23 protein-coding genes are annotated in these 24,316 nt (G+C 65.0%); 15 read left to right on the forward strand and 8 right to left on the reverse strand.

Annotated features, from left to right (window positions below; all coding sequences use genetic code 11):
- Positions 1-139 precede the first annotated feature (139 nt).
- Positions 140-769: a TetR/AcrR family transcriptional regulator gene (locus QA639_RS40865; RefSeq protein WP_246668346.1), complete on the forward strand. Its 630-nt coding sequence runs from the start codon at positions 140-142 to the stop codon at positions 767-769.
- A 263-nt stretch (positions 770-1,032) separates the two neighbouring features.
- On the opposite strand, the gene secA is transcribed toward QA639_RS40865, so the two are convergent.
- On the reverse strand, positions 1,033-3,897 hold the full coding sequence (secA, locus tag QA639_RS40870; protein WP_157346955.1) for a preprotein translocase subunit SecA: 2,865 nt from the start codon (positions 3,895-3,897) through the stop codon (positions 1,033-1,035).
- A 392-nt stretch (positions 3,898-4,289) separates the two neighbouring features.
- Here secA and QA639_RS40875 point away from each other — a divergent pair, with 392 nt between their 5' ends.
- From QA639_RS40875 to QA639_RS40885, 3 genes are all read left to right on the forward strand, one after another.
- Positions 4,290-5,216 (forward strand): peptidylprolyl isomerase, encoded by a 927-nt coding sequence (locus QA639_RS40875; protein WP_283088866.1) that lies wholly within the window; start codon positions 4,290-4,292, stop codon positions 5,214-5,216.
- Positions 5,217-5,504: 288 nt separating this feature from the next.
- Entirely contained in the window at positions 5,505-6,746 is a 1,242-nt protein-coding gene (gene argJ, locus QA639_RS40880; protein WP_283088867.1) for a bifunctional glutamate N-acetyltransferase/amino-acid acetyltransferase ArgJ, read from the forward strand.
- 129 nt (positions 6,747-6,875) lie between these two features.
- On the forward strand, positions 6,876-7,286 hold the full coding sequence (locus QA639_RS40885; RefSeq protein ID WP_028337314.1) for a (deoxy)nucleoside triphosphate pyrophosphohydrolase: 411 nt from the start codon (positions 6,876-6,878) through the stop codon (positions 7,284-7,286).
- Positions 7,287-7,730: 444 nt separating this feature from the next.
- Here the strand turns inward: QA639_RS40885 and QA639_RS40890 are convergent, their stop codons facing one another.
- Complete coding sequence (locus QA639_RS40890) at positions 7,731-8,573, reverse strand: methyltransferase domain-containing protein (protein WP_283088868.1); 843 nt, start codon at positions 8,571-8,573, stop codon at positions 7,731-7,733.
- 124 nt (positions 8,574-8,697) lie between these two features.
- Between QA639_RS40890 and QA639_RS40895 the strand changes: the two genes are divergently transcribed.
- The 6 genes from QA639_RS40895 to QA639_RS40920 all read left to right on the forward strand — a co-directional run bounded on the left by QA639_RS40895 (position 8,698) and on the right by QA639_RS40920 (position 12,351).
- A complete protein-coding gene (locus QA639_RS40895; RefSeq protein ID WP_283088869.1) occupies positions 8,698-9,288 on the forward strand; it encodes a macro domain-containing protein in 591 nt (196 codons plus the stop codon).
- 55 nt (positions 9,289-9,343) lie between these two features.
- A complete protein-coding gene (locus tag QA639_RS40900) occupies positions 9,344-10,153 on the forward strand; it encodes a ComF family protein (protein WP_157346961.1) in 810 nt (269 codons plus the stop codon).
- A gap of 29 nt (positions 10,154-10,182) precedes the next feature.
- Positions 10,183-10,455, forward strand: coding sequence for a glutaredoxin 3 (grxC, locus tag QA639_RS40905; protein ID WP_028337317.1), 273 nt, complete (start codon positions 10,183-10,185; stop codon positions 10,453-10,455).
- Positions 10,455-11,330 carry a carbon-nitrogen hydrolase family protein gene (locus QA639_RS40910; protein WP_028337318.1) on the forward strand — a complete coding sequence of 292 codons (876 nt, stop codon included), beginning with the start codon at positions 10,455-10,457 and terminating at the stop codon, positions 11,328-11,330. Before grxC ends, QA639_RS40910 begins: the two co-directional genes overlap by 1 nt.
- On the forward strand, positions 11,327-11,797 hold the full coding sequence (locus tag QA639_RS40915) for a DUF1178 family protein (RefSeq protein ID WP_028337319.1): 471 nt from the start codon (positions 11,327-11,329) through the stop codon (positions 11,795-11,797). Before QA639_RS40910 ends, QA639_RS40915 begins: the two co-directional genes overlap by 4 nt.
- Before the next feature lie 113 nt (positions 11,798-11,910).
- A complete protein-coding gene (locus QA639_RS40920) occupies positions 11,911-12,351 on the forward strand; it encodes an EamA family transporter (protein ID WP_050387750.1) in 441 nt (146 codons plus the stop codon).
- Here QA639_RS40920 and QA639_RS40925 read toward each other — a convergent pair whose 3' ends face one another.
- The 4 genes from QA639_RS40925 to QA639_RS40940 form a co-directional block, all read right to left on the reverse strand.
- Positions 12,352-13,251: a DMT family transporter gene (locus tag QA639_RS40925; protein WP_157346964.1), complete on the reverse strand. Its 900-nt coding sequence runs from the start codon at positions 13,249-13,251 to the stop codon at positions 12,352-12,354.
- Positions 13,252-13,420: 169 nt separating this feature from the next.
- On the reverse strand, positions 13,421-13,702 hold the full coding sequence (locus QA639_RS40930; protein WP_283088870.1) for a GIY-YIG nuclease family protein: 282 nt from the start codon (positions 13,700-13,702) through the stop codon (positions 13,421-13,423).
- Positions 13,703-14,008: 306 nt separating this feature from the next.
- Positions 14,009-14,791, reverse strand: a complete 783-nt coding sequence (gene ubiG / locus QA639_RS40935; RefSeq protein WP_050387752.1) for a bifunctional 2-polyprenyl-6-hydroxyphenol methylase/3-demethylubiquinol 3-O-methyltransferase UbiG — start codon at positions 14,789-14,791, stop codon at positions 14,009-14,011.
- A 14-nt stretch (positions 14,792-14,805) separates the two neighbouring features.
- Positions 14,806-15,273, reverse strand: coding sequence for a PH domain-containing protein (locus tag QA639_RS40940; protein ID WP_057015559.1), 468 nt, complete (start codon positions 15,271-15,273; stop codon positions 14,806-14,808).
- 210 nt (positions 15,274-15,483) lie between these two features.
- Here QA639_RS40940 and QA639_RS40945 point away from each other — a divergent pair, with 210 nt between their 5' ends.
- The 3 genes from QA639_RS40945 (at position 15,484) to prfA (ending at position 20,564) form a co-directional block, all read left to right on the forward strand.
- The gene (locus tag QA639_RS40945) at positions 15,484-16,740 is read left to right on the forward strand and encodes an aspartate kinase (RefSeq protein WP_028337325.1); all 1,257 of its coding nucleotides are present in this window, start codon (positions 15,484-15,486) and stop codon (positions 16,738-16,740) included.
- Positions 16,741-17,159: 419 nt separating this feature from the next.
- Entirely contained in the window at positions 17,160-19,427 is a 2,268-nt protein-coding gene (gene ptsP / locus QA639_RS40950) for a phosphoenolpyruvate--protein phosphotransferase (protein WP_028337326.1), read from the forward strand.
- Between the two features lie 57 nt (positions 19,428-19,484).
- Positions 19,485-20,564, forward strand: a complete 1,080-nt coding sequence (prfA, locus tag QA639_RS40955) for a peptide chain release factor 1 (protein ID WP_283088871.1) — start codon at positions 19,485-19,487, stop codon at positions 20,562-20,564.
- A gap of 34 nt (positions 20,565-20,598) precedes the next feature.
- Here the strand turns inward: prfA and QA639_RS40960 are convergent, their stop codons facing one another.
- Both QA639_RS40960 and QA639_RS40965 read right to left on the reverse strand, forming a co-directional pair.
- Positions 20,599-21,069, reverse strand: a complete 471-nt coding sequence (locus tag QA639_RS40960) for a MarR family winged helix-turn-helix transcriptional regulator (protein ID WP_028337328.1) — start codon at positions 21,067-21,069, stop codon at positions 20,599-20,601.
- Between the two features lie 146 nt (positions 21,070-21,215).
- Positions 21,216-21,677 (reverse strand): hypothetical protein, encoded by a 462-nt coding sequence (locus QA639_RS40965; RefSeq protein WP_283088872.1) that lies wholly within the window; start codon positions 21,675-21,677, stop codon positions 21,216-21,218.
- Positions 21,678-21,969: 292 nt separating this feature from the next.
- Between QA639_RS40965 and QA639_RS40970 the strand changes: the two genes are divergently transcribed.
- Positions 21,970-23,325 (forward strand): substrate-binding protein, encoded by a 1,356-nt coding sequence (locus tag QA639_RS40970; RefSeq protein WP_157346970.1) that lies wholly within the window; start codon positions 21,970-21,972, stop codon positions 23,323-23,325.
- Between the two features lie 115 nt (positions 23,326-23,440).
- Positions 23,441-24,316, forward strand: a complete 876-nt coding sequence (locus tag QA639_RS40975; protein ID WP_157346972.1) for a branched-chain amino acid ABC transporter permease — start codon at positions 23,441-23,443, stop codon at positions 24,314-24,316.

Genomic DNA, 24,316 nt, shown 5'->3' on the forward strand with positions numbered 1-24,316 from the left:
CGACTAATTGATATGATATGATATGGTACGGTACTGTACCGTACCTCCATGAACGATGCAGGTCAAGATGAGAGGTTTATGGTTGGAAAGGCCGGCGAGATGCGACGACCAGCGGCTGGCAGCAGAGAGGTGTACAAACTTGGCTGAAGTTGATGATCCTTCGAGCGGCTCGGGGAAAAGGGATGCGCGACGCGCGGAGTTTCTCGAGGCGGCGACTGAAGTGTTTTTTCGTTCCGGCTTTGCTGGAGCGAGCGTCGATGAGGTGATCGCGAAGGTCGGAGGATCGAAGCGGACGATCTACAGCTATTTCGGCAACAAGGAGCAGTTGTTCGCGACGATCGTGGGGGAGATTTCGCAGCGCGCCATGGCGCCTCTCTCGGAGGGCACGTTCGAACGCGACGACCTTGAATCAACCCTTTACGAGGTCGGCAGAAGGTACATCGACGTTGTCATGTCTCCGGAAGCCCTTCAGCTTTACCGTACCGTCGTCGGCGAGGGCGCGCGCTTCCCTGATCTGGCGAAAACCTTCTTTGCCGCCGGCCCGGGTCGGGCAAGCGCTCGACTGGCTGCGGTTCTTCGCGAGAACGCGAAGCAATGGGGCCTTCAACAGCGCGATTGCGAAAGACTGGCCGAGCACTTCCTTGGCATGATCCGCGACGATCTGCACCTTCAGGTCGTTTTGGGATTGCGACCGCCGCCGACATCCGCCCAAGCCGAAGCGGCTGTTCGATCGGCTGTTCGTATTTTCATGGTCGGCGCGGCTCGGTGAGCGACGGGCAAGGCTTCAACGGAAGCTGGAGCGCCCCGCGTGATGTCGATGTCAGAGGCGAACGAGAACGATTGCCGAACCGGACGGCGTGTCCGCTCTTGAGGACGCAAGCGGACCGACGCAACGCAGTGCATCCGCCCCGTCATCAAGCCCGTTATTGCGCTCTGGTTCAGACACCGATGCCTGCGGGCACCCGCTCGGGATAGCGAAGATTACATTGCACCACGTGCGTGCCTGAGATGGCCGCCAGCGCGTGCGACGGCTTACGCGTACCTTCCGTGGCAGTGCTTGTACTTCTTGCCTGACCCGCAGGGGCAGTCCTCGTTGCGGCCGACCTTGCCCCAGCTCGCCGGATCGTTCGGATCGCGGTCGGTGGCAATCATCCCAGGCGCCAGCGAGGCCTGGGCGTAGGTCGCCTCGGTCAGGCGCGCCTGCGCGAACTCGTCCTCGCCGGTGTTGGGGTCGAGCTTGTGCGCTTCCATCAGCGGCAGCGGCTGGGGCGGCTCCTCCGGCGGCACGATCTCGACCCGCATCAGCTGCGCGGTGACGGCCTCGCGCAGATGCGCGCTCATCTCCTGGAACAGGTTGAAGGCCTCGGTCTTGTACTCCTGCAACGGATCGCGCTGGCCATAGCCGCGCAGGCCGATCACCTGGCGCAGATGGTCGAGCATGATCAGGTGCTCGCGCCAGAGATGGTCGAGCGTCTGGAGAAGGATGGTCTTCTCGACGTAACGCATCACGTCGGGACCCCATTGCGCGACCTTGGCGGCCATACGCTCGTCGACATGGGTCTCGATGCGGGTCAGCAGCTCCTCGTCGGCGATGCCCTCTTCCTTGGCCCATTCGTCGACCGGCAGATCGACATCGAGCACGCGCTTCAGCTCGTCCTTGAGGCCGGCGGTGTCCCACTGCTCGGCATAGGCGTGCTCGGGAATGTATTTGGCGACCACGTCCTCGACGAAGGCATGGCGCATGTCGGTCACGGTCTCGACGACGCTGTCGTCCTTCATCAGGTCGACGCGCTGGTCGAAGATCACCTTGCGCTGGTCGTTCTGGACGTTGTCGAACTTCAAGAGGTTCTTGCGGATGTCGAAGTTGCGCGCCTCGACCTTCTGCTGCGCCTTCTCGAGCGCCTTGTTGATCCAGGGATGGATGATCGCCTCGCCTTCCTGCAGGCCGAGCCGCTGCAGCATGCTGTCGAGCCGGTCGGAGCCGAAGATGCGCATCAGATCGTCTTCCAGCGACAGGAAGAACTTCGAGCGGCCGGGGTCGCCCTGACGGCCGGAACGGCCGCGCAGCTGGTTGTCGATGCGGCGGGATTCGTGACGCTCGGAGCCGATGATGTAGAGGCCGCCCGGCTTCTTCACGGTCTTTGCGGGCTTGCTGCCCTTGGCAGGCTCGACCTCGAAATCCTCTTCCGCCTTCAGCACGATCTCGCGGAAGCGCTCGATGTCGGCCTTGATCTGCTCGATCTTCTTGGCCTTCTCGGCGTCATCGGTGATCCCGGCGGTCTCCTGCTGGATCCGCATCTCGAGCGAGCCGCCGAGCTTGATGTCGGTGCCGCGGCCGGCCATGTTGGTCGCGATCGTGATCGCGCCCGGCACGCCGGCTTCCGCGACGATATAGGCTTCCTGCTCGTGGAAGCGCGCGTTCAGCACCGCGAACAGCTTTGCCGGCTTGCCGGCGCGCGCCGCGGCATAGAGCTTCTCCATGCCGGATTCGGACGTGAAGTCGATCTGCTTGTAGCCGTGCTTCTTCAGGTACTCGGCCAGCACTTCCGACTTCTCGATCGAGGCCGTGCCGACCAGCACCGGCTGCAGCCGCTTGTTGGCGCGCTCGATCTCGGCAAGAATCGCGGCGTATTTCTCGTTCTGGGTGCGGTAGACCTCGTCGTCCTCGTCGAGGCGCGCCACCGGCAGGTTGGTCGGGATCTCCACGACCTCGAGCTTGTAGATGTCGAACAGTTCGTCGGCTTCGGTCAGCGCCGTGCCGGTCATGCCGGACAGCTTCTGGTACATCCGGAAATAGTTCTGGAAGGTGATCGAGGCCAGCGTCTGGTTCTCGGGCTGGACCGTGACGTGCTCCTTGGCTTCCAGCGCCTGGTGCAGGCCTTCCGAATAGCGGCGGCCCTGCATCATGCGGCCGGTGAACTCGTCGATGATGACGACCTCGTCGTCGCGGACGATGTAGTCCTTGTCGCGCGTGAACAGCGTGTGCGCGCGCAGCGCCTGGTTGACGTGATGCACGACGGAGACGTTCTCGACGTCGTACAGCGAGTCGCCCTTGAGCTGGCCGGCGTCGCGCAGCAGGTTTTCCAGCTTCTCCATGCCGCCTTCGGTCAGCGTCACCGTGCGCTGCTTCTCGTCGACCTCGAAGTCGGCGACCTTGCTCAGCTGCGGCATGAAGGTGTCGATGGTGTTGTAGAAATCCGACCGGTCGTCGAGCGGGCCGGAGATGATCAGCGGCGTGCGCGCCTCGTCGATCAGGATCGAGTCCACTTCGTCGACGATCGCGTAGTAGTGCTCGCGCTGGACCATGTCCTCCAGGCGGTACTTCATGTTGTCGCGCAGATAGTCGAAGCCGTATTCGTTGTTGGTGCCGTAGGTGATGTCGCAGGCATAGGCGGCCTTGCGCTCGGCGTCGTCGAGGCCGTGTACGATCACGCCGGTGGTCAGCCCCAGGAAGGCGTAGATCTGGCCCATCCAGCCGGAGTCGCGGCGGGCGAGGTAGTCGTTGACGGTGACGACGTGGACGCCCTTGCCGGCGAGCGCGTTGAGGTAGACCGCAAGCGTCGCGACCAGCGTCTTGCCTTCGCCGGTCTTCATCTCGGCGATGTCGCCCTCGTGCAGCACCATGCCGCCGATCAGCTGAACGTCGAAATGGCGCTGGCCGAGCGTCCGCTTGGCGGCCTCGCGCACGGTGGCGAAGGCCGGAACCAGGATGTCGTCCAGCGTCTTGCCGCCGGCGAGCTGCTGCTTGAATTCGGCGGTGCGGGCCTTGAGCTGATCGTCCGTCAGTTTGACGAGCTCGGGCTCCAGCGCGTTGATGGCGTTGACGCGGGACTGATACCCCTTGACCCGACGGTCGTTGGCGGAGCCGAAAAACTTGCGGGCGAGCGCGCCGATCATGCGAAATTCCTGTTCTTCGGTCTCGAGTTCGGTCTTCGTTCAGTGTTGGAATTCAACTTGGAATTCAGTCTTGGATTACAGCCTGAGATGGTCCGCCGGATCGCCTATCAACTCACCGTGACGCGCTACGGTTCGAGCCCCGGCCCGGGGGCTCCTCCGCCAATTGAGTGGGAAACAGGCCATCCTGGGTTCAACGGCGAAAAACGCAGCAAAATAAGCGCTCTCGCCGCTGACGCGGTTGGCCAGAGATATGGCCCGGTCGGGGGGTTGTCAACGCTGGCAAGATGTCAAGGAATTCATCATTTTGACAAGACTTTCGCGTTGCCAATGTAACACGATTGGGCGAGTGTCCGCCCCGCTCGAGCTTCCCCCCTTTGAGACAAGGATTTTGCATGACCACCTCGCCCCCGGAAACCAAAACCGGCCTGCGCCGCGGCCTCGCCACCCTGGCCGCGACGGGCTGTCTTGTCGCAGTGCTGGCTGCCGGCCTCCCGGTCCGGGCCGCGGAATCCGATCCGGTGCTGGCGAAGGTCAACGGTTCGGAGATCCACGCCAGCGACGTGGCGCTCGCCGAGGAGGAACTCGGCCCGAGCCTGCAGCAGATGGACCCCTCGACCCGCAAGGACAACGTGCTGTCGTTCCTGATCGACATGAAGATCGTGTCCAAGGCCGCCGAGGACAAGAAGATCGAGAACAATGACGACTTCAAGAAGCGGCTCGCCTTCACCCGCAACCGCCTGTTGATGGACAGCCTGCTTGCCAGCGAGGGCAAGGCCGCGACCACCGACGACGCCATGAAGAAGGTCTATGAGGAGGCCGCCAAGCAGATCACCGGCGAGCAGGAGGTGCGCGCCCGCCACATCCTGGTCGAGACCGAGGACGAGGCCAAGGCGATCAAGGCCGAGCTCGACAAGGGCGCCGACTTCGGCGAGCTCGCCAAGAAGAAGTCCAAGGACCCCGGCGCCTCCGACGGCGGCGACCTCGGCTTCTTCACCAAGGAGCAGATGGTGCCGGAATTCTCCGCGGTCGCCTTCTCGCTCGAGCCGGGCAAGATCTCCGATCCGGTCAAGTCGCAGTTCGGCTGGCACATCATCAAGGTCGAGGAAAAGCGCAACCGCAAGGCGCCCGACTTCGAGCAGGTGAAGGCCCAGATCGAGACCTATGTGACCCGCAAGGCGCAGGCCGACTATGTCGCCAAGCTGCGCGAGGCCGCCAAGGTCGAGCGCATGGACAAGCCGGCCGACGCGGCCGCGCCGGCCGATGCCGCCAAGGACGCGCCGAAGCCCGCCGACAACAAGATGGCGCCGGCGAAGAAGTAAGCTTCGCGACGTCAATAGCTTCAATGCGCGATGGCCGGGCTCGTCCCGGCCATTTTCTTTTTGGAACGCCTTCGGTTGATCGCGTCGTCCCGGCGCAGGCCGGGACCCATACGCCGCAGCGAAGCTTGTCTTGCCGCGGCGGCCGTTTCTTAAACAATTGATGACGGTGGTTATGGGTCCCGGCCTTCGCCGGGACGATGCTGTGGCGCGTCCGCATCGCAGCCCTCTCCCGCTTCGCACGGCGAGATGTTATGGAGCGCTTCCCTCCCCGTAGCCGGAAGCTTGCCGATGTCCACCGCCATCTCTCCCCTCGCCCCGCCCGACGTTCCCGAGATGCCCGTGATCGCGGGTGTGCGGCTTGCGACCGCTGCCGCCGGCATCCGTTACAAGGGGCGCACCGACGTGCTGCTCGCACTGCTCGACAAGGGCACCACGGTGGCCGGCGTCTTCACCAAGTCGAAGTGCCCGTCGGCGCCGGTCGAATGGTGCCGCGCCAAGCTGAAGGGCGGCGCCGCGCGCGCGCTGGTGGTCAATTCCGGCAACGCCAACGCCTTCACCGGCAAGACCGGCAAGGCGTCGACCGCGCTGACCGCGCAGATCGCGGCGAAGGCGGTCGGCTGCTCGACGTCGGACGTGTTCCTCGCCTCCACCGGAGTGATCGGCGAGCCGCTCGACGCCACCAAGTTCGACGGCGTGCTGGCGCAGCTCGCACAGACCGCGACACCCGATCGCTGGATGGACGCGGCCAGGGCGATCACGACCACCGACACCTTCCCGAAGGTCGCCACCGCGACCGTGAAGCTCGGCAAGGCCAGGGTGACGATCAACGGCATGGCCAAGGGCGCCGGCATGATCATGCCCGACATGGCGACCATGCTGTCGTTCATCTTCACCGACGCGCCGCTGTCGGCCTCGGTGCTGCAATCGCTGCTCAAGGCCAGCGTCGAGGACACCTTCAATGCGCTGACCATCGACGGCGACACCTCGACCTCGGACACGCTGCTCGCCTTCGCGACCGGCGCCGCCGCTGCCCATGGCGCGCCGAAGATTTCGCGCGCCAGCGACCCGCGGCTGAAGGCCTTCACCAAGGCGTTCCAGCAGATCCTCGCTGATCTGTCCGAGCAGGTGGCGCGCGACGGCGAAGGCGCCCGCAAGCTGGTCGAGGTCGTGGTCGAGGGCGCCACCACCAAACCGTCTGCGCGCAGAATCGCGATGTCGATCGCCAATTCGCCTCTGGTGAAGACCGCGATCGCCGGCGAGGACGCCAATTGGGGCCGCGTGGTGATGGCGGTCGGCAAGGCCGGCGAGCCCGCCAACCGCGACAAGCTCTCGATCTCCTTCAACGGCATCCGCGTCGCCAAGAGCGGCGCGCGCGATCCGTCCTACAACGAGAAAGAGGTGTCGGAGGCAATGAAGGCGCCGAAGATCCAGATCAAGGTGGCGCTCGGCCTCGGCAAGGCGAAGGACCGCGTGCTGACCTGCGACCTCACCAAGGAATACGTCGCGATCAACGGGGACTACAGGTCGTAGTCGCTTCCGTCACTGCGAGCGGCACGCGCGAGCAATCCACCTCATCCAGCAACGCGGAGATGGATTGCTTCGCTTCGCTCGCAATGACAGAATCTGCGAGACGAACTTGCATCGGGACATTGACGCCGCATGGCTGACATCAAGCTGACACTCGTCGTCGCCTGCGCGCTTGTCGATGCCGACAAGCGCGTGCTGCTGGCGCAGCGCCCCGCGGGCAAGGCGCTGGCCGGGCTGTGGGAATTCCCCGGCGGCAAGATCGAGCCGGGCGAACGCCCGGAGCAGACCCTGATCCGCGAGCTGCATGAGGAGATCGGCATCACCGTAAGCGAGCCGTGCCTCGCGCCGCTGACCTTCGCCAGCCATGCCTACGAGACCTTCCATCTGCTGATGCCGCTCTACATCTGCCGGCGCTGGGAGGGCATCGCGGTGGCGCGCGAGGGCCAGAACCTCGCCTGGGTCCGCGCAAGCAAGCTGCGCGACTACCCGATGCCGCCCGCGGACATCCCGCTGCTGCCGCATCTGATCGATCTGTTGCTGTGATCCTCTTCGCCTCTCCCGCTTGCGCGGGAGGCGCGCTGCCAAAATATCGAAAACAACCCCATGCAAAGCAGGTGGCGGTGGCCGGCGTTCGACCAGGCTACTTGACACGTCGGGCAACTCACCGGCATAATTCCATTATTCCGAAATCGTGATGTGAGTCTGCGGCTTCTCCAACGCGTCGTCCCTGCGAAGGCAGGGACCATACGCCGCGGCGGACTTTGTTGAAGGGATTCGTCGTTCCAGCATCGCCCAACAATTGGCATTTGTGGTTATGGGTCCCTGCTTTCGCAGGGAGGACGCTGAGGATGGTTCTCGATTCCAGGCGTCACACCACGCGATGTCGTCACCTGCGTATTGATGCGACCTGCCAGCTGGCGAAGACCATCAGCGATAGCCCTCCCCCGCAAGGAGCAGGAAGCCTGAGCAGCGTGCTCACCTCACGCTTCAGCGCTTCGTCCCCTTCACCGCCGCCTCAAGGCTCGCCTTCGCCGAGCCGGGCTTGAGCGGCTTCGGCTGGCTTTCATGCGGCGCCCAGCCGGACAGCCAGACGATGTCGAAGGTGGCGCGGATGCGGCCGTCGGAATCGGCGAAGCGTTCGCCGTAGATTTGCGCCATGCGCAGCATGGTGGCGCGACGGGTTAAGGTGTGACGTCGCTCGCGCAGCACATTGGTGGCACCCATCCGCCTGAGATCGGCCATCAGCGCGAACGCGCTGGCATAGCGCACCACGACGCGGTCGACGTCAGTCACCGGCAGCGCGAATCCCGCCCTCTGCAACAGCGCGCCGATATCGCGCAGATCGGCGAACGGCGCGACGCGCGGCGAGGCCCCGCCCTCGCACTCCGCCTCCGCCGCGGCAAAGCTCTGCCGCAGCTCGGTCAGCGTATCGCCACCGAGCATCGCCGCCAGCAGCAGCCCGTCCGGCTTCAGCGCCCGGCGGATCTGCGCCAGCACGCCCGGCAGATCGTTGACGAACTGGAAGGCGAGCGCGGAGACCACAAGATCGCGCGACTCCGGCGCCAGTCCGAGCGATTCCGCCTCACTGAATCCGATCGCATCGAGCGCGGCGACACGCCCATGCAGGGCGTCCGCGAGCCCGTTGCCCGGCGTCCAGACATCGGCAGCCGCGGAAAAGCTGCGTGACACGGCCTGCAAGCGGTCCGCCATGTCTTCACTGGCGCGATCGAGCAGGAACGTCGCCGCCCCCTCGCGCCGCGCGCGCGCCAGCCGCGCGCCGAGCAAGGCGCGATCGAACAGGATGGGGGCCGTGGCCGGGGTCGTTGCCATGCCCGCTGGTTACGCCGGACGGTGGCCGCAGGCAATGCGTTGCTTGAGGCGAACCGGGCGAGCCGCTAACCTGCGCCTGCCGTCACGCAGCTACCTTCCTTCGAAAGAGACGCAGGAATCTCCAATGCTCACGGTTCACCTTCGGGATATCAACGCTGACGTGGTCAAGGCTTGGGAACTTGCCTTTGCCGACGCCGCTGACGTGCACGTATCTCGCGGCGACATTTTCGAAGCCGAGGCAGACGCTGTTGTCAGCCCAGCAAACAGCTTTGGCTTCATGGACGGTGGAATCGACCTCCTGTATTCGAAATTCTTCGGTTGGACGCTGCAGACCGACTTGCAGGCGGTGATTGCGAAACAACACCATGGCGAACTGCCGGTTGGGCAAGCTGCCATCGTCGCGACCGGTCACGACTTCATTCCATTGCTGGTCAGCGCGCCAACCATGCGGGTCCCCTCAGACATCAGCGCAACGGTCAATGTGTATCTTGCGTTCCGGGCTGCGCTGATCGCCGTGCTTGCTCACAATGCACTCGCGAAAACCCCGATCCGAACGTTGCTTGCTCCGGGCCTTGGGACTGGAATTGGCGCGGTTGCGCCTGCGGCGGCAGCACACCAGATGCGGGCTGCTTACGATGCGATCATCCGCGGCCGAGGCCTCGACGGCCGCGGTGCGAGAGCTATACTGCGCCAACACCATGAAATGCTGTCCTGACCGTTAATATCTTGCGCCTTGAGCCCGCGTTGCTCAAACGCTAGCGTCGCCCGCCATGGACGCCGAGGCATCACCGACACGCTCCATTACCGGTCACGTCCAGCGCGCACTTGGCGCGATCGGGGGCGCGTGGCTGCGCACGGCGCGGCTGACGCTCGATATCGCGCTGCCGACGCTATGCGTTTCGTGCCGCGAGCCGGTCGATGGCGAGGGGGTGTGCGCGGCCTGCTGGGCCAGATTGTCGTTCATTGCGCCGCCGTTCTGCCCGCGGCTTGGCATTCCCTTCGTCTACGATCCCGGGCCCGAGCTGCTGTCGATGGAGGCGATCGCCAATCCGCCGGCCTACCAGCGCGCCCGCGCCGCGGTGCGCTATGACGATGTCGCGCGCACGCTGGTGCACGCATTGAAGTACCAGGATCGCACCGATCTGGCGCCGACAATGGGTCGCTGGATGGCGCGGGCGGGGAAGGAATTGCTACGCGAGGCCGATCTGCTGGTTCCGGTTCCTCTGCACTGGCGGCGCGGCTGGAGCCGGCGCTACAACCAGTCCGGGGCGCTCGCCAAGGTGATCGCGCTCCAGAGCGGCGTCAAAATGGCTGCCGAAGCGCTGCGGCGCATCCGCGCCACCGAGCAGCAGATCGGGCTGTCACGCAAGGACCGCGCCAGCAATGTGCAGGGCGCATTCGGGGTCGCCGATGAACGCAAGGCTGACGTCCAGGGCCGCCGTGTGATCCTGATCGACGACGTCCTGACCTCGGGCGCGACAGTGGACGCCTGCGCGCGGGCGCTGCTCCGCGCCAAAGCCGCGCAGGTCGACGTGCTGGTGTTTGCCCGGGTTGTCGATACCCACCGCGCTCCCATATAATCTGACATTCTGGTTCAACCGAGCGCACCATGACCGCTGCCATTGAAATCTATACCCGCCCGGGCTGCGGTTATTGCACCGCGGCCAAATCGCTTTTGACGCGCAAGAACGCCGCGTTCACCGAACTGAGCGTCGCCAGCAACCCGGCCTATCGCGACGAGATGTATGGCCGCGCCGGCGCGGGCTCGACCTTCCCGCAGATCTTCATCGGCAAGACCCATGTCGGCGGCTGCGACGAGCTCTATGCGCTCGACCGCGAGGGCAAGCTCGACGGCCTGCTCAGCAACGGAGGCGGCGCCTGATGACGGAGAACATTTTCACTGCCGCCATGGTGCAGATGCGCACCGGATTGCTGCCGGAGCCGAGCCTCGAGCAGGGCACGCAGCTGATCCGCGAGGCGGCGGCGCAGGGTGCCAAATACGTGCTGACCCCTGAGGTCAGCAACATGATGCAGCTGAACCGCAAAGCGCTGTTCGAGCATCTGGCGAGCGAAGAGGACGACAAGTCGCTGAAGGCGTATTGCGCGCTCGCCGCCGAGCTGAAGATCCACCTGCATATCGGCTCGCTGGCGCTGCGCTACTCGCCGGAGAAGGCGGTCAACCGTTCGTTCCTGATCGGGCCCGAGGGCAATCTGCTCGCGAGCTACGACAAGATCCATATGTTCGATATCGATCTGCCGGGCGGCGAAAGCTATCGCGAATCGGCCAATTATCAGCCCGGCGAGACCGCCGTGATCTCCGACCTGCCCTGGGGCCGGATCGGACTGACGATTTGCTACGACGTGCGCTTCCCGGCGCTGTACCGCGCGCTGGCCGAGGCCGGTGCATCGTTCCTCACCGTGCCGTCCGCCTTCACCCGCAAGACCGGCGAAGCGCATTGGCACACGCTGCTGCGCGCCCGCGCCATCGAGACCGGCTGCTTCGTGTTCGCAGCGGCGCAGGCCGGCCTGCATGAGAACAAGCGCGAGACCTTCGGGCATTCGCTGATCATCGACCCCTGGGGCGAGATCCTCGCCGAGGGCGGCGTCGAGCCGGGCGTGTTCCTGGCCGAGATCGACCCCGCCAAGGTCGAAACCGCGCGCAAGACCATTCCCTCGCTGCAGCATGGCAGGCGTTTCGGCATTGCCGACCCCAAGGCCGGCCCGGAGCATCTGCACCTCGTCCGGGGTTCGGCATGATCCGCTACACGCTGCGCTGCGAGCGCGGCCACCAGTTCGAGAGCTGGTTCCAGAGCTCCGCGGCCTATGAATCGCAGGAGCGACGTCACCTGATCGATTGCCCGTCCTGCGGCTCAAGCAAGATCGAGCGCGCGATCATGGCGCCGCAGATCGTCAGCAAGAAGGGCCGCGAACCGGCCCAGCCGGCGCCGGCCGCGCCCGTCGAAGCGACCGGCAATGAATCGACGTCGCTGATGATGGCGCAGGAGCGCGAGCTTCGCAGCAAGCTGAAGGAGCTGCGCGACCACATCGTGAAGAACGCCGACAATGTCGGCGACCGCTTCCCGAACGAAGCGCGCAAGATGCACTACGGCGATATCGAGCACCGGCCGATCTATGGCGAAGCCTCGCCCGAAGAGGCCCGCGCGCTGATCGATGAAGGCGTCGAGGTCTCGCCGCTGCCGACGCTGCCGGAAGACCGGAATTGATTCACTCCGTCATTCCGGCATGGTCCGAAGGACCAGACCCGGAATCTCGCGCCACACTCTCCGGATTCCGGGTTCGCGCTGCGCGCGCCCCGGAATGACGGCCACGAGGAAGCATGACCCCCGACTCATTCTCCTCCTGGCAGGTCTGGGCGTTTCTTTCCGCCGTTTTCGCCGCGCTGACCGCGATCTTCGCCAAGGTCGGCGTCGAGGGCATCAACTCCGATCTCGCCACCCTGATCCGCACCGTGGTCGTCTTGATCACGCTGTCGGCCATCCTGTTCGCGACCGGGCAGTTCACCCAGTCCGGGCCGATCTCGGCGAAGAGCTGGCTGTTCCTGCTGTTGTCCGGGCTCGGCACCGGCGCGTCGTGGATCTGCTATTTCCGCGCGCTCAAGCTCGGACCGGCGACGCTGGTCGCGCCGATCGACAAGCTCAGCGTGGTACTGGTGGCGCTGTTCGGCGCGGTCTTCCTCGGCGAGCGCCCCTCGGCCTATGGCTGGCTCGGGATCGCGCTGATCTCGGCGGGTGCGGTGCTGATTGCGGTGAAAGGGTAATTACGCGGCGATCAGCAGCGCGACGCCGATCACGATCAGGACGATGCCGAACACCTCGCGCAGCGAGAACGGCTGCTTGAGCGAGAAATAGGCCACGCCCTGCGCGAACAGCACCTCGATCAGCGCCAGCGTGCGCACATTGGCGGCGGCGGTGAGCGCGAACGCCAGGAACCAGAATTGCGATGAGAACGCGCCCATGAAGCCCGCGAACATCGAGGGCCGCCACAGCTTGAGGATCGACCTCAGCACGTCGGGTGCGCGCAGCAACAGATAGACCGACAGGATCAGCGTCTGCACGAGGAGGCTCCACATCAGCGTGTAGGAGGCCGCCGTGACAAATGAGACTGAGGGCACCGCGATGATCGCGCCGCGAAAGCTCACCGCCGAGATCGCGAACACCGCGGCGGCGCCGAGGCCGAGCACGGTCGGGCGCAGGTCGGCAAAGCTCTTCTGCCCGCCGGGCCGCAGCGCGGTGACGACGACGCCGATGGTCGCGATCACGATCGCGATCACCTTGGTCGTCGTGAGATGATCGCCGAGGAAGATGAAGCCGAAGATCGCGGTCTGGATCGCCTCGGTCTTCATGTAGGCCGTCGTCACCACGAAGGAGCGGTCGTTCATCGCCAGCAGCATGAAACCGGTGCCGACGATCTGGCTGAGCGCGCCGGTTACCAGCCACGGCCAGAACGCGGCCGCCGGCCACGGCACGCGATCGCCGGTCAGCAGCACCGCCAGCGCGAAGAACACGACCGAGAACGGCAGGCCGAACAGGAAGCGGATATTGGTCGCGCCCCAGGTCCCGAGCGGCCCGGTCAGATGCCGCTGCATCGCATTGCGCGCCACCTGCCCGAACGCAGCGACGATGGTGAAGGGAATCCAGAGCGAGGCGATGGTGAGCATGGGGGTAAGGGAGGTGTGCCGGGCGGGAATATGCGCGCAGCGTGCCGATTGTGGCCGACGCGGTCAACCGAGGCGGTGCATGACAGGGCTGCGTGGTCTCCGCAAACTCGCCGTCGTCCCTGCGAACGCAGGGACCCATAACCACGGGGAGCAGTATGTGGCACGCCGGTCAGACAAGCAGGTCGCTGAGATCTCGCCATTCGAGATTCTCGCGTTCAATCAGCTCGATCTTCCAGTCGCGCTTCCATCGTTTGAGTTGCTTTTCGCGAGCGATGGCTTCTTCAGCCCGCTCGTAGGCTTCCACGTAGACGAGGCGGTAGACACCATATGTCTTGACAAACGACGAGCCTTTGCCGTTGCGATGCTGCTCAAGCCTTGTCTGAACGGAATTCGTCACGCCGATGTACAGCGTACCATGGCGCCGGCTTGCGAGGATGTAGACATAGTACATGCTCGGAACGCGGACCTCGCCCAATTATTTGGGCCGGTGGTTATGGGTCCCTGCTTTCGCAGGGACGACACCTTTGGGAGGACACCGCGTCTCACATCTCCACCAGTCGCGCCACAAACTCCGCGTCGCCCCTGCGAAAGCAGGGGCCCATAACCACACGGAGCTGTTTGGGGCACGATAGCCGGACAGCCGACCCTACAACAAATCGGAACGCGGACCTCGCCCGATTATTTGGGCAGGTGGTTATGGGTCCCTGCTTGCGCAGGGACGACACCTATTGTGTGGCCAAGACCGCGGTAACCTAACTCACACCTCTTCCGCCACCACCATGTAGTTCACGTCCATGTCGGTCGACACGGTCCATTTGTCGGCGAGCGGGTTGTAGACCACGCCGGCCTGCTCGGTGACGGTGAGGTTGACGTCGCCGAGATAGCGCTCGAGCTCGGCGGGGGTGACGAACTTGCTCCACTCGTGGGTGCCGCGCGGCAGCCAGCGCAGCACGTATTCGGCGCCGACGATCGCCAGCGCGAAGCTCTTCCAGTTGCGGTTCAGGGTCGAGACCACCATCAGCCCGCCGGGCTTGAGCATGACAGCGCAGCGCTTGATGAAGGCGCCGACGTCGTTGACGTGCTCGACCACCTCCATCGCCAGCACGATGTCGAAGCGCTCGCGGGCGTCCATCTCCTCCACCGTGGTGCAGCGGTAGTCGATCGACAGATGGCCCTTGTCGGCGTGCAGCTTCGCCGCGGCAATATTGGTGGCGGAAGGATCGATCCCGATCACCTGGGCGCCGAGCCGCGTGAACGGCTCGCACAACAGGCCGGCGCCGCAGCCGATGTCGAGCAGGCGCAGGCCGGACAGGCAGCTGAGGCTCTTGGCGTTGCGCTCGAACTTGCGGCAGGCGGCGTCGCGGATATAGGTCAGGCGCAGCGGGTTGATCTTGTGCAGCGGCGCCATCTTGCCGCGCGGATCCCACCATTCATCGGACAGTTTCGAGAATTTCGCGACCTCGGCCGGATCGACCGAGCTGGCGGAGGCATTGGCGGAGGAACTGGCGGAGGAACTGGAAAGAGTTGATTGCGTGGCCATGATTGCGCGCGCCCCTATCGCGCGGTGATCGAATTGCGGAACGACAGCGGCGCGGCGATGGTCCTGATGGTCTCGATGCCCTCGCCGACGCCGCGGATGGTGACGTCGCCATAATTGAGCAGGCGCCCCATGATGCTCTGGTTGACGTCGACGCTCTCGACCTTGTCGAGGCTCATCTCGAAGGTGCGCCGCTTGATGAAGCCGCTCTTGTGCACCACGCGGAAATTGGTGACGTCGGTTTCGGTGGTCCAGCGGTGGAACCAGGCCGCGGCGGTCCAGTACAGCGCCGCGACCGCGACCACGGCGGCGGCCGCAAAGCAGGCCATCACGAGGCCGTCGACCGTGGTCATCCGCGACAGGATCAAGAGCGCCAGCACCACGATCCAGGCCCCGATCGCCGGCAAATAGAACATCCAGTGCGCATTGGTGGAATACAGCACCTTCTCGCCAGGCTGCAGGATCTCGTCGATATAACGTCCCATCCAATCCGCCTTCGAGTTGCCCTCGTGTTACCCGTGCGCCACAACCCGCCCGCAACCGGTCAAAACACCCCCAAAAGACACTCGAGGGCCCCCTACCTACCGGCTTGCCCCCGGGCGCGGCGCTATGTATACGCGCGTTTCGGTCCCCGCGCTTGCGGTTTTCGGCGTGGGTTAACCTACTTATCCTCTTAAAGGAATAGACGCGTCGTCATGGGCCGCCTCGTGATGAAATTCGGCGGTACATCCGTCGCCAATATCGATCGTATCCGCAACGTCGCGCAGCATGTGAAGCGCGAGGTCGACGCGGGCCACGAGGTCGCCGTCGTCGTCTCCGCGATGTCCGGCAAGACCAATGAGCTGGTGGCCTGGTGCACCGATGCTTCACCGATGCACGACGCGCGCGAATATGACGCGGTGGTCGCCTCCGGCGAACAGGTCACTTCGGGCCTGCTCGCGATCGTGCTGCAGGGCATCGGCATCCAGGCGCGCTCCTGGCAGGGCTGGCAGATCCCGATCAAGACCTCGGACGCGCATGCCTCGGCGCGCATCCTCGATATCGACGGCACCGAAATCGTCACCCGCTTCAAGGAACGCAAGGAAGTCGCCGTGATCGCCGGCTTCCAGGGCATCAATCCCGACACCGGCCGCATCACCACGCTCGGCCGCGGCGGCTCGGACACCTCGGCGGTGGCGATCGCCGCTGCGCTGAAGGCCGACCGCTGCGACATCTACACCGATGTCGACGGCGTCTACACCACCGATCCCCGCGTGGTGCCGAAGGCGCGCCGGCTCGACAAGATCGCCTTCGAGGACATGCTGGAACTGGCCTCGCAGGGCGCCAAGGTGCTGCAGGTTCGCTCGGTGGAACTCGGCATGGTGCACAACATGCCGATCTTCGTGCGCTCCAGCTTCGACAAGCCAGAGGATATCGACCCGCACGCCAACCAGCCGCCGGGCACGCTGATCTGCAGCGAGGAGGAAATCATGGAAATGCACGTCGTCACCGGCATCGCCTTCTCCAAGGACGAAGCCCAGATTTCCGTGCGCCAGATCGAGGACAAGCCCGGCGTCGCCGCCGCGATCTTCGGGCCGCTCGCGGATGCCAACATCAATGTCGACATGATCGTGCAGAACGTGTCCGAGGACGGCAAGACCACCGACCTCACCTTCACCGTTCCGGCCAGCGACTATAACCGCGCCAAGGACACGATTACCGCCGCCAAGGCCAAGATCGGCTACGCCCGCGTAGATACCGCGACCGACGTCGCCAAGGTCTCGGTGATCGGCAGCGGCATGCGCAGCCATGCCGGCGTCGCGGCCAAGGCGTTCAAGGCGCTGGCGGACCGCAACATCAACATCCGCGCCATCACCACCTCCGAGATCAAGTTCTCGGTCCTGATCGACGCCGCCTATACCGAGCTCGCGGTCCGCACGCTGCACACACTGTACGGCCTCGACCAGGCGTAAGCGCGACCGGCAGGGACGGCGCTCGCTCCGCTGTCATTCCGGGCGATGCGACAGCATCGAACCCGGAATCTCGAGGTTCCGGGTTCGCCGCTTCGCGACGCCCCGGAACGACGAAACCGAGCACTGGCGGTGCTCCCCAGCCGCGCCCCGGAGTTAGAATTTCTCTTAGCGGGCGCAGCATTGGGCTGACGCAGACGTTATTTGCTACTGGCAGGCGTTTTGCTTGGCAAAGCAAGCCTCGATTGGCTATACGGCCAGTCAGGTAGGCTGTCGCAAACTGTGGCACAGTTTAGTGATCCCGAATCGGCGGGAACTGGCGAGCGGCGACGCCGAATGATTAAAATTGTTGTTTTTGACGAGTTTTGCGCCAGCGGCCGGCCGCACCGGTGCGTTGGCTTCGTGGGGAGGGACTGAAACACATGCGGAGCGCGTCGGGAGGCCCCCGCATCCTGTTGAGACGGCTCCGCGAGACCATGGCGGAGCAAGTCTCCGCCCAGGAGCGGCTCGACAAGATCGTGGTGCTGATCGCGGCCAACATGGTGGCCGAGGTCTGCTCCTGCTACGTGCTGCGCATCGACAACACCCTCGAGCTCTATGCCACCGAAGGTCTGAACCGCGACGCCGTCCACCGCACCGTGATGAGCGCGCATGAAGGCCTGGTCGGCCTCGTCGCCAGCGAGGCGACGCCGCTCAATCTGTCCGACGCGCAAAGCCATCCCGCCTTCGCCTACCGCCCGGAGACCGGCGAAGAGGCCTACCACTCGTTCCTCGGCGTGCCGATCCTGCGCGCCGGCAACACGCTCGGCGTGCTCGTGGTGCAGAACCGCGCCAAGCGCACCTATGTCGAGGAAGAGGTCGAGGCGCTGCAGACCACCGCCATGGTGCTGGCGGAGATGATCGCCTCCGGCGAGCTTGCCGCGCTGGCGCAGCCCGGCGCCGAGCCCGCCGCGCGGCACTCGCTGCACAAGACCGGCGCAGTGCTCTCCGACGGCATCGCGCTCGGCCATGTCGTGCTGCACGAGCCGCGCGTCGTCATCACCAACTACATCGCCGAGGATCTGCCGAAGGAGATCAAGCGGCTCGACACTGCGCTCGCCAATTTGCGCGCCGATCTCGACCGCATGCTGGAGCGCGGCGACGTCGCCGACGGCGGCGAGCACCGCGAGGTGCTGGAAGCCTACCGCATGTTCGCCAACGACCAGGGCTGGTCGCACAAGCTGCATGAGGCGGTCGCCACCGGCCTCACCGCGGAAGCCGCCGTCGAGCGCGTGCAGTCCGACACCCGCGCGCGCATGCTGCGCTCGACCGATCCCTATCTGCGCGACCGCCTGCACGACCTCGAGGATCTCGGCCATCGCCTGATGCGGCAGCTGGTCGGCCAGGACCATGCGCCCTCGCGCGAGCAGCTGCCCGACAACGCCATCCTGATCGCCCGCGCGATGGGTCCGGCGGCCCTGCTCGACTATGACCGCAAGCGGCTGCGCGGCCTGGTGCTGGAGGAAGGCACCGCGAATTCCCACGTCTCGATCGTGGCGCGCGCGCTCGGCATTCCCGCGGTCGGCGAGGTGCCGAACGCGCCCGGCATCGCCGACCCGGGCGATGCCATCATCGTCGACGGCATTTCCGGCGAGATCTATGTCCGCCCCTCGACCGAGATCGAATCCGCCTATGCCGAGCGCGTTCGGTTCCGGGCGCGGCGGCAGGCGCAATATTCGGCGCTGCGCGACAAGGCCTGCGTGACCAAGGACGGCCAGCCGATCGAGCTTCTGATCAATGCCGGCCTGACCATCGACCTGCCGCATATCGACGACACCGGCAGCGCCGGCATCGGCCTGTTCCGCACCGAATTGCAGTTCATGGTGAGCCCGAACCTGCCGCGCTCGAGCGACCAGCTCGCGCTGTACCGCACCGTGCTCGACGCCGCGGGCTCCAAGCCCGTCACCTTCCGCACGCTCGACATCGGCGGCGACAAGGCGCTGCCCTATATGGAGACCGTGATCGAGGAAAATCCCGCGCTCGGCTGGCGCGCGATCCGGCTCGGCCTCGACCGTCCCGGCCTGCTGCGCGGCCAGATCCGCGCGCTGCTGCGCGCCGGCGGCGGCCGCGCGCTGAAGATCATGTTCCCGATGATCTCCGACATCGCCGAGTTCGATCAGGCCAAGGCGATCGTCGAGCGCGAGCTGACCTATCTGCGCCAGCACGGCCATTCGCTGCCCGAGCGGATCGATATCGGCACCATGGTCGAGGTGCCGGCGCTGCTCTACCAGCTCGACGAGCTCCTGAAGAAGGTCGACTTCGTCTCGGTCGGCTCCAACGATCTGTTCCAGTTCCTGTTTGCGGTCGACCGCGGCAATGCCAAGGTCTCCGAACGCTTCGACATTTTGTCGGCGCCGATCCTGCGCGCGCTGCGCGATATCGTGCGCAAGGCCAAGGCGGCGAAGAAGGCCGCCTCGCTGTGCGGCGAGATGGCCTCGAAGCCGATCGGCGCGCTGGCCCTGATCGCCATCGGCTACCGTTCGCTTTCATTGTCTGCAACTGCGCACGGCCCGGTCAAGGCGCTGATCCTCGACCTCGACGCCAAGAAGGCCGAGGCGATGATCAATCCGCTGCTGGATGCGCCGGTCGGCAGCGTCTCGATCCGCGAGGCGCTGACGAAGTTTGCGGAGACCGAGGGGCTGGCCTTGTAGCGACGCTGCCGTCGCCGCTGCCGCCCTTCCGTACCTTCCGCAATTCGAGATACCGCCATGCTACCCGAAGCCAAACTCGACGTTCTGCTCGCCCATCACGCCTCGCTCGAGGCCGAGCTGCTCGGCGAGGTGAAGTCCGATCGCTATGTTGCGATCACGCGCGAGCTCGCCGAGCTCAATCCGTTGATCGACGCGGTGAAGCTCTATCGTTCTGCGCGCAGCGAACTGGCCGATACCGAGGCGATGCTGGCGGATGCGGGGACCGATCCCGAGATGCGCAGCATGGCGGAAGCCGAGCTGGAAACGCTGCAGGCGCGGATCGGCGAGCTCGAGCAGCAGATCCGGATCGCGCTGTTGCCGAAGGACGCGATGGACGACCGCAACGTGATGCTGGAAATCCGCGCCGGCACCGGCGGCGACGAGGCGTCGCTGTTCGCCGGCGACCTGTTCCGGATGTATGAGCGCTTCGCGTCCTTGCAGGGCTGGAAGGTCGAGGTGATCTCGGCGAGCGAAGGCACCGTCGGCGGCTACAAGGAAATCATCGCCGAGGTGCAGGGCCGCGGCGCGTTCGCCAAGCTGAAATTCGAATCCGGCGTGCACCGCGTCCAGCGCGTGCCCGACACCGAGACGCAGGGCCGCATCCACACCTCGGCCGCCACGGTCGCCGTGTTGCCGGAGGTCGAGGACGTCGACGTCGATATCAAGGATACGGACTTGAGGATCGAGACCATGCGCGCGGGCGGCGCCGGCGGCCAGCACGTCAACAAGACCGAATCGGCGATCCGCATCACCCATCTGCCGACCGGCATCGTGGTGATGATGCAGGACAGCCGCTCGCAGCACAAGAACCGGGCGTCGGCGATGAACATCCTGCGCTCGCGCATCTACGATGCCGAGCGCCAGCGCGTCGAGGCGGCGCGCTCCGCCGACCGCAAGGAAAAGGTCGGCTCCGGCGACCGCTCCGAGCGCATCCGCACCTATAATTTCCCGCAAGGGAGAGTCACCGACCACCGCATCAACCTGACGCTCTACAAGCTGCCGCAGGTGATCGCGGGCGAAGCGCTCGGCGAATTGATCGACGCGCTGACGACCGAACACCAGGCGGCACAGCTCGCCGCGCAGGGCGCCGCGGCCTGACGCGCGCCGCCGCTTGCGCCGGCGGATGCTACGCTCAGTCCTCTCCGGAAGACGGCGAGGACTTCAGCAAGCGGCGCAACGCCGGGCTCGCGACGCGGCGCAGCTCCTCGATGTTCTTCTTCGAGACCGCCTGGAGCTTCTGCTCGCCCTTCGCCGTCAGCTTGAGCTGAACCCGCCTCGCGTCATCGGGATCGGCAAGGCGGCTGACCAGCCCGAGCTTTGCCATGCGGTTCATCAGTTCGACGGCGGAGTGATGCCGGATCAGCAGGAACCGCGCGATGTCGCCGACGGTCGGCGGACCGGGGTCGACGAAACCCTTGATGCCGAGCAGCGCCTGGTGCTGCCGCGGCGTCATTCCGGCCTTCCGGGCTCCCTCCTCGCTGAATGCGAGAAACCTCCGCAACTCGTAGCGAAACTGCGCCAGCGCCCGGTAGTCCACCGGCGCGGCCGCCGCCTTGCGTTTCGTTGCTCCGGCGGGCGCTCGTCGTTGCTTTGGTTGCGGCATTCGATCGTCCTGCTGCTGGCTCGCTCCGCCGGACGGCAGACGCCGTGCAACGCTATCAAGCCCGCGTCGGACGCACCATACTACCGGCCGCCCTTCCACTCATGTTTTCAACGGTTTGACGATCGAACGGCAGGGGCCGGGCAAGCTCAGGGCTGCGGCCAGTGATCGTAGGTCGAGCTCAATATCTTCAGCAGCACGATCTGGAACGCGACCGGAATCCGCGGGCTCCTGCGGCGAATGGATTTCTCCAGCGCCTCGGTGATCTCACTCTTGGTGAGATGCCCGGCCGAGGCACGCTCGACCAGATCGCCCCAGACCTCCGACAACGACTTGCCGGTGTGATGCGGAGACGGGATCGTTATTCCGCGCGTCCCGGCCCAAGCGATGATCTCGCGCATGGTTTGCCGTCCGCAATTTCGCGCCGTCGCGAGATGGCGCGCGGTGAGCAGGCGCAACAGATCGTCCGGCGGCGTCCAGCCCACCTTCGGCGGCACTTCGTCGAGCAACTCGACCGCCAGTTCCTTCAGGACGTTGATCGCGCGAATGCTCAGGCTGCCCGATTGCTCGGCGCCACCGTGCTCGGTCACGGCGTGACCGTGCTCTGACACGGCGTGCTCTCCGGGATTTCCGGTGCGACTTGAAGGCTCCTGGATCATCGCTCCCTCACTTACAGGACCCGCACCCGGTCGGTAAACCCTCGATACATCGTAGAACGATATTATTTCTATCGTAGGCCGATATGATTCGACGAAAGGTGACATTGACTAAATATGCCGGTGAGGAATTGTAGCCGTGACAGGCTGCTCCATCGCAGCCGGCGCATCGTGCCGCCGATCGATCCGATCAGGCGACGAGTGAGCATGCGCGCCAACAATCAATATAATTGGAGGATACTGAGCGATGAGCACCAAGGATTTTCGGCCGGGCAGCGCCCCGAACGTTTCGCGCCGCACTTTGCTGCAAGCCGGCGCGGGCCTGATCGGCGGCAGCGTGCTGCCGGCCTCGATCGCATCGCGGGCATTCGCCGAGGACCACCCGGCGATCGGAACCTATCCCGCGGGCACGTCGGGCTCTTCGGCGTTCATCGGCATCTCGGTCCCGCGCACCGGCACCTATGCGGTGCAGGGCGAGGATGAGCTCAAGGGCTATCAGCTCGCGATCGAGCACATCAACAGCGGCCACGAACTGATCAAGAAGATCTCGCCGAAGACCAGCAAGGGCGTGCTCGGCAAGGAGCTGAAGTTCGGCGTCGCCGATTCCGCGGCGAAGCCGAACGAGGCCGTGCAGGCGCAGCAGCGCTTCATCTCCGAGAACAAGGCGGTGATGATCACCGGCGGCACGTCGAGCGCGGTCGCGGTGGCGCTGAACAAGCTGGCGCAGCGCGAGAAGGTGATCTTCGTCTGCGGCATTTCCGGCTCCAACGACACCACCGGCAAGGATTGCGTGCGCTACGGTTTCCGCCAGAACTTCTTCGGCCAGACCGCCGCGGCGGCGATCGCGCCGGTGCTGATCAAGCAATTCGGCAAGAACAAGAAGGCCGCCTACCTCACGCCCGACTACACCTACGGCCACACCGTCACCAAGTCGATGCAGGACCGTCTCGCCGAGGCCGGCTGGACCACAGTCACCAACCAGGTCTCGCCGCTCGGCGCTCCGGACTATTCGTCCTATCTGCTCAACGTCGCGAATTCCGGCGCCGACGTGCTGATCAACGTCAACTGGGGTCATGACGCCGTGCTGTCGACGCAGCAGGCCAAGCAGTTCGGCGTGCTCGACAAGATGAAGCTCGTGGTGCCCTACCAGGTGCCGTTCATCGCCCGCGAGACCGGCGGCCTGATGCAGGGCGTCTACGCCGCGACCGACTATTGGTGGACCATCGAGGACAAATATCCGCTGGCCAAGATGTTCAACGAGGCCTTCGAGAAGAAGTACGGATACAAGCCGGAATGGGGCGCCGAGAACGCCTATGTCAGCTTCGCGCACTGGGCGCGCATGGTCGAGGAAGCCGGCAGCTTCTATCCGCCCGACGTCATCAAGGCATATGAGAAGGGCGAGACGCTGCCCTCGCTGGTCGGCGACGTCCACTATCGCCCCGAGGATCACCAGTGCGTCCGCCCCGTCGTCATCGTCCGCGGCAAGATGGAAAAGGAGATGAAGAACAAGGAGGACTATTACGAGGTGATCGAGATCGTCCCCGGCGACGGCTTGATGCAGAAGCCGGATGCGTTCGGCTGCCATCTCGGCGACTACACCTGATTAACGTGGGAAGACTCGGCGCCGTGGGCGGGGCGACCCGGCCCGCGGCGCCGCTTTTCTCGGAATGCATCCTCCATCGACCGGGCCAGATAAAACGGCTGAGTGAACGCGCGCCATGATCAACTGGCCAAATTTCGTCTCGCAACTTTTCAACGGACTGGCGCTCGGCGCGCTGCTGGCGCTGATCAGTTCCGGATTGACGATCATCTACGGCACGCTCGGGGTGCTCAACCTCGCCCACGGCGCCATGTTCATGATCGGCGGCTACGCCGGATACGTGACCTATTCCTATACCGGCTCGTTCATCCTCGCCGTGATCGCGGGCTCGCTGTTCGTGATGGCGCTCGGCGTGGCCATGGAGCGGATCATCATCCGCCATTTCTATCATCGCCCGCATGAGGACCAGCTGCTGGTCACGTTCGGCCTCGGCATCTGCTTCGTCGAGATCGTGCGGCTGATCTTCACCAGCCAGTCGCAGGTGGTGCCGCCGCCGGCGATGCTGCAGGGCATCACCTCGCTCGGCTTCCTGTTCTACCCGACTTACCGGCTTGCGGTCGTCGGCATCGTCGCGGTCGCGCTCGGCGCGCTGTTCCTGATCCTGTACCGCACCCGGCTCGGCATGATCGTGCGCGCCGGCATCGAGGATTCGGTGATGGTCGATTCGCTCGGCATCAACGTCTACCGCGTCTTCATGATCGTGTTCGGCATCGGCGCGATGGCCGCGGGCTTCGCCGGCATCATCAACGCGCCGGTGGTGTCGCTGACGCCGGGTGTCGGCGACGACATCCTGGTCGAGACCTTCGTGGTGGTGGTGATCGGCGGCGTCGGCTCGTTTCCCGGCGCCATCCTCGGCGGGCTGATCGCCGGCGAGATCATCAGCATCACCTCGATGTTCAACCCCGGTTACGCCTACGTCATGCTGTTCGCGGCGATGACGCTCGTGCTGGTGCTCAGACCGCATGGCCTGCTCGGCACGCAGGGCCGCGAATGA

The organism is Bradyrhizobium pachyrhizi (genome assembly GCF_029714545.1).
GTDB classification, from domain to species: Bacteria; Pseudomonadota; Alphaproteobacteria; order Rhizobiales; family Xanthobacteraceae; genus Bradyrhizobium; species Bradyrhizobium pachyrhizi.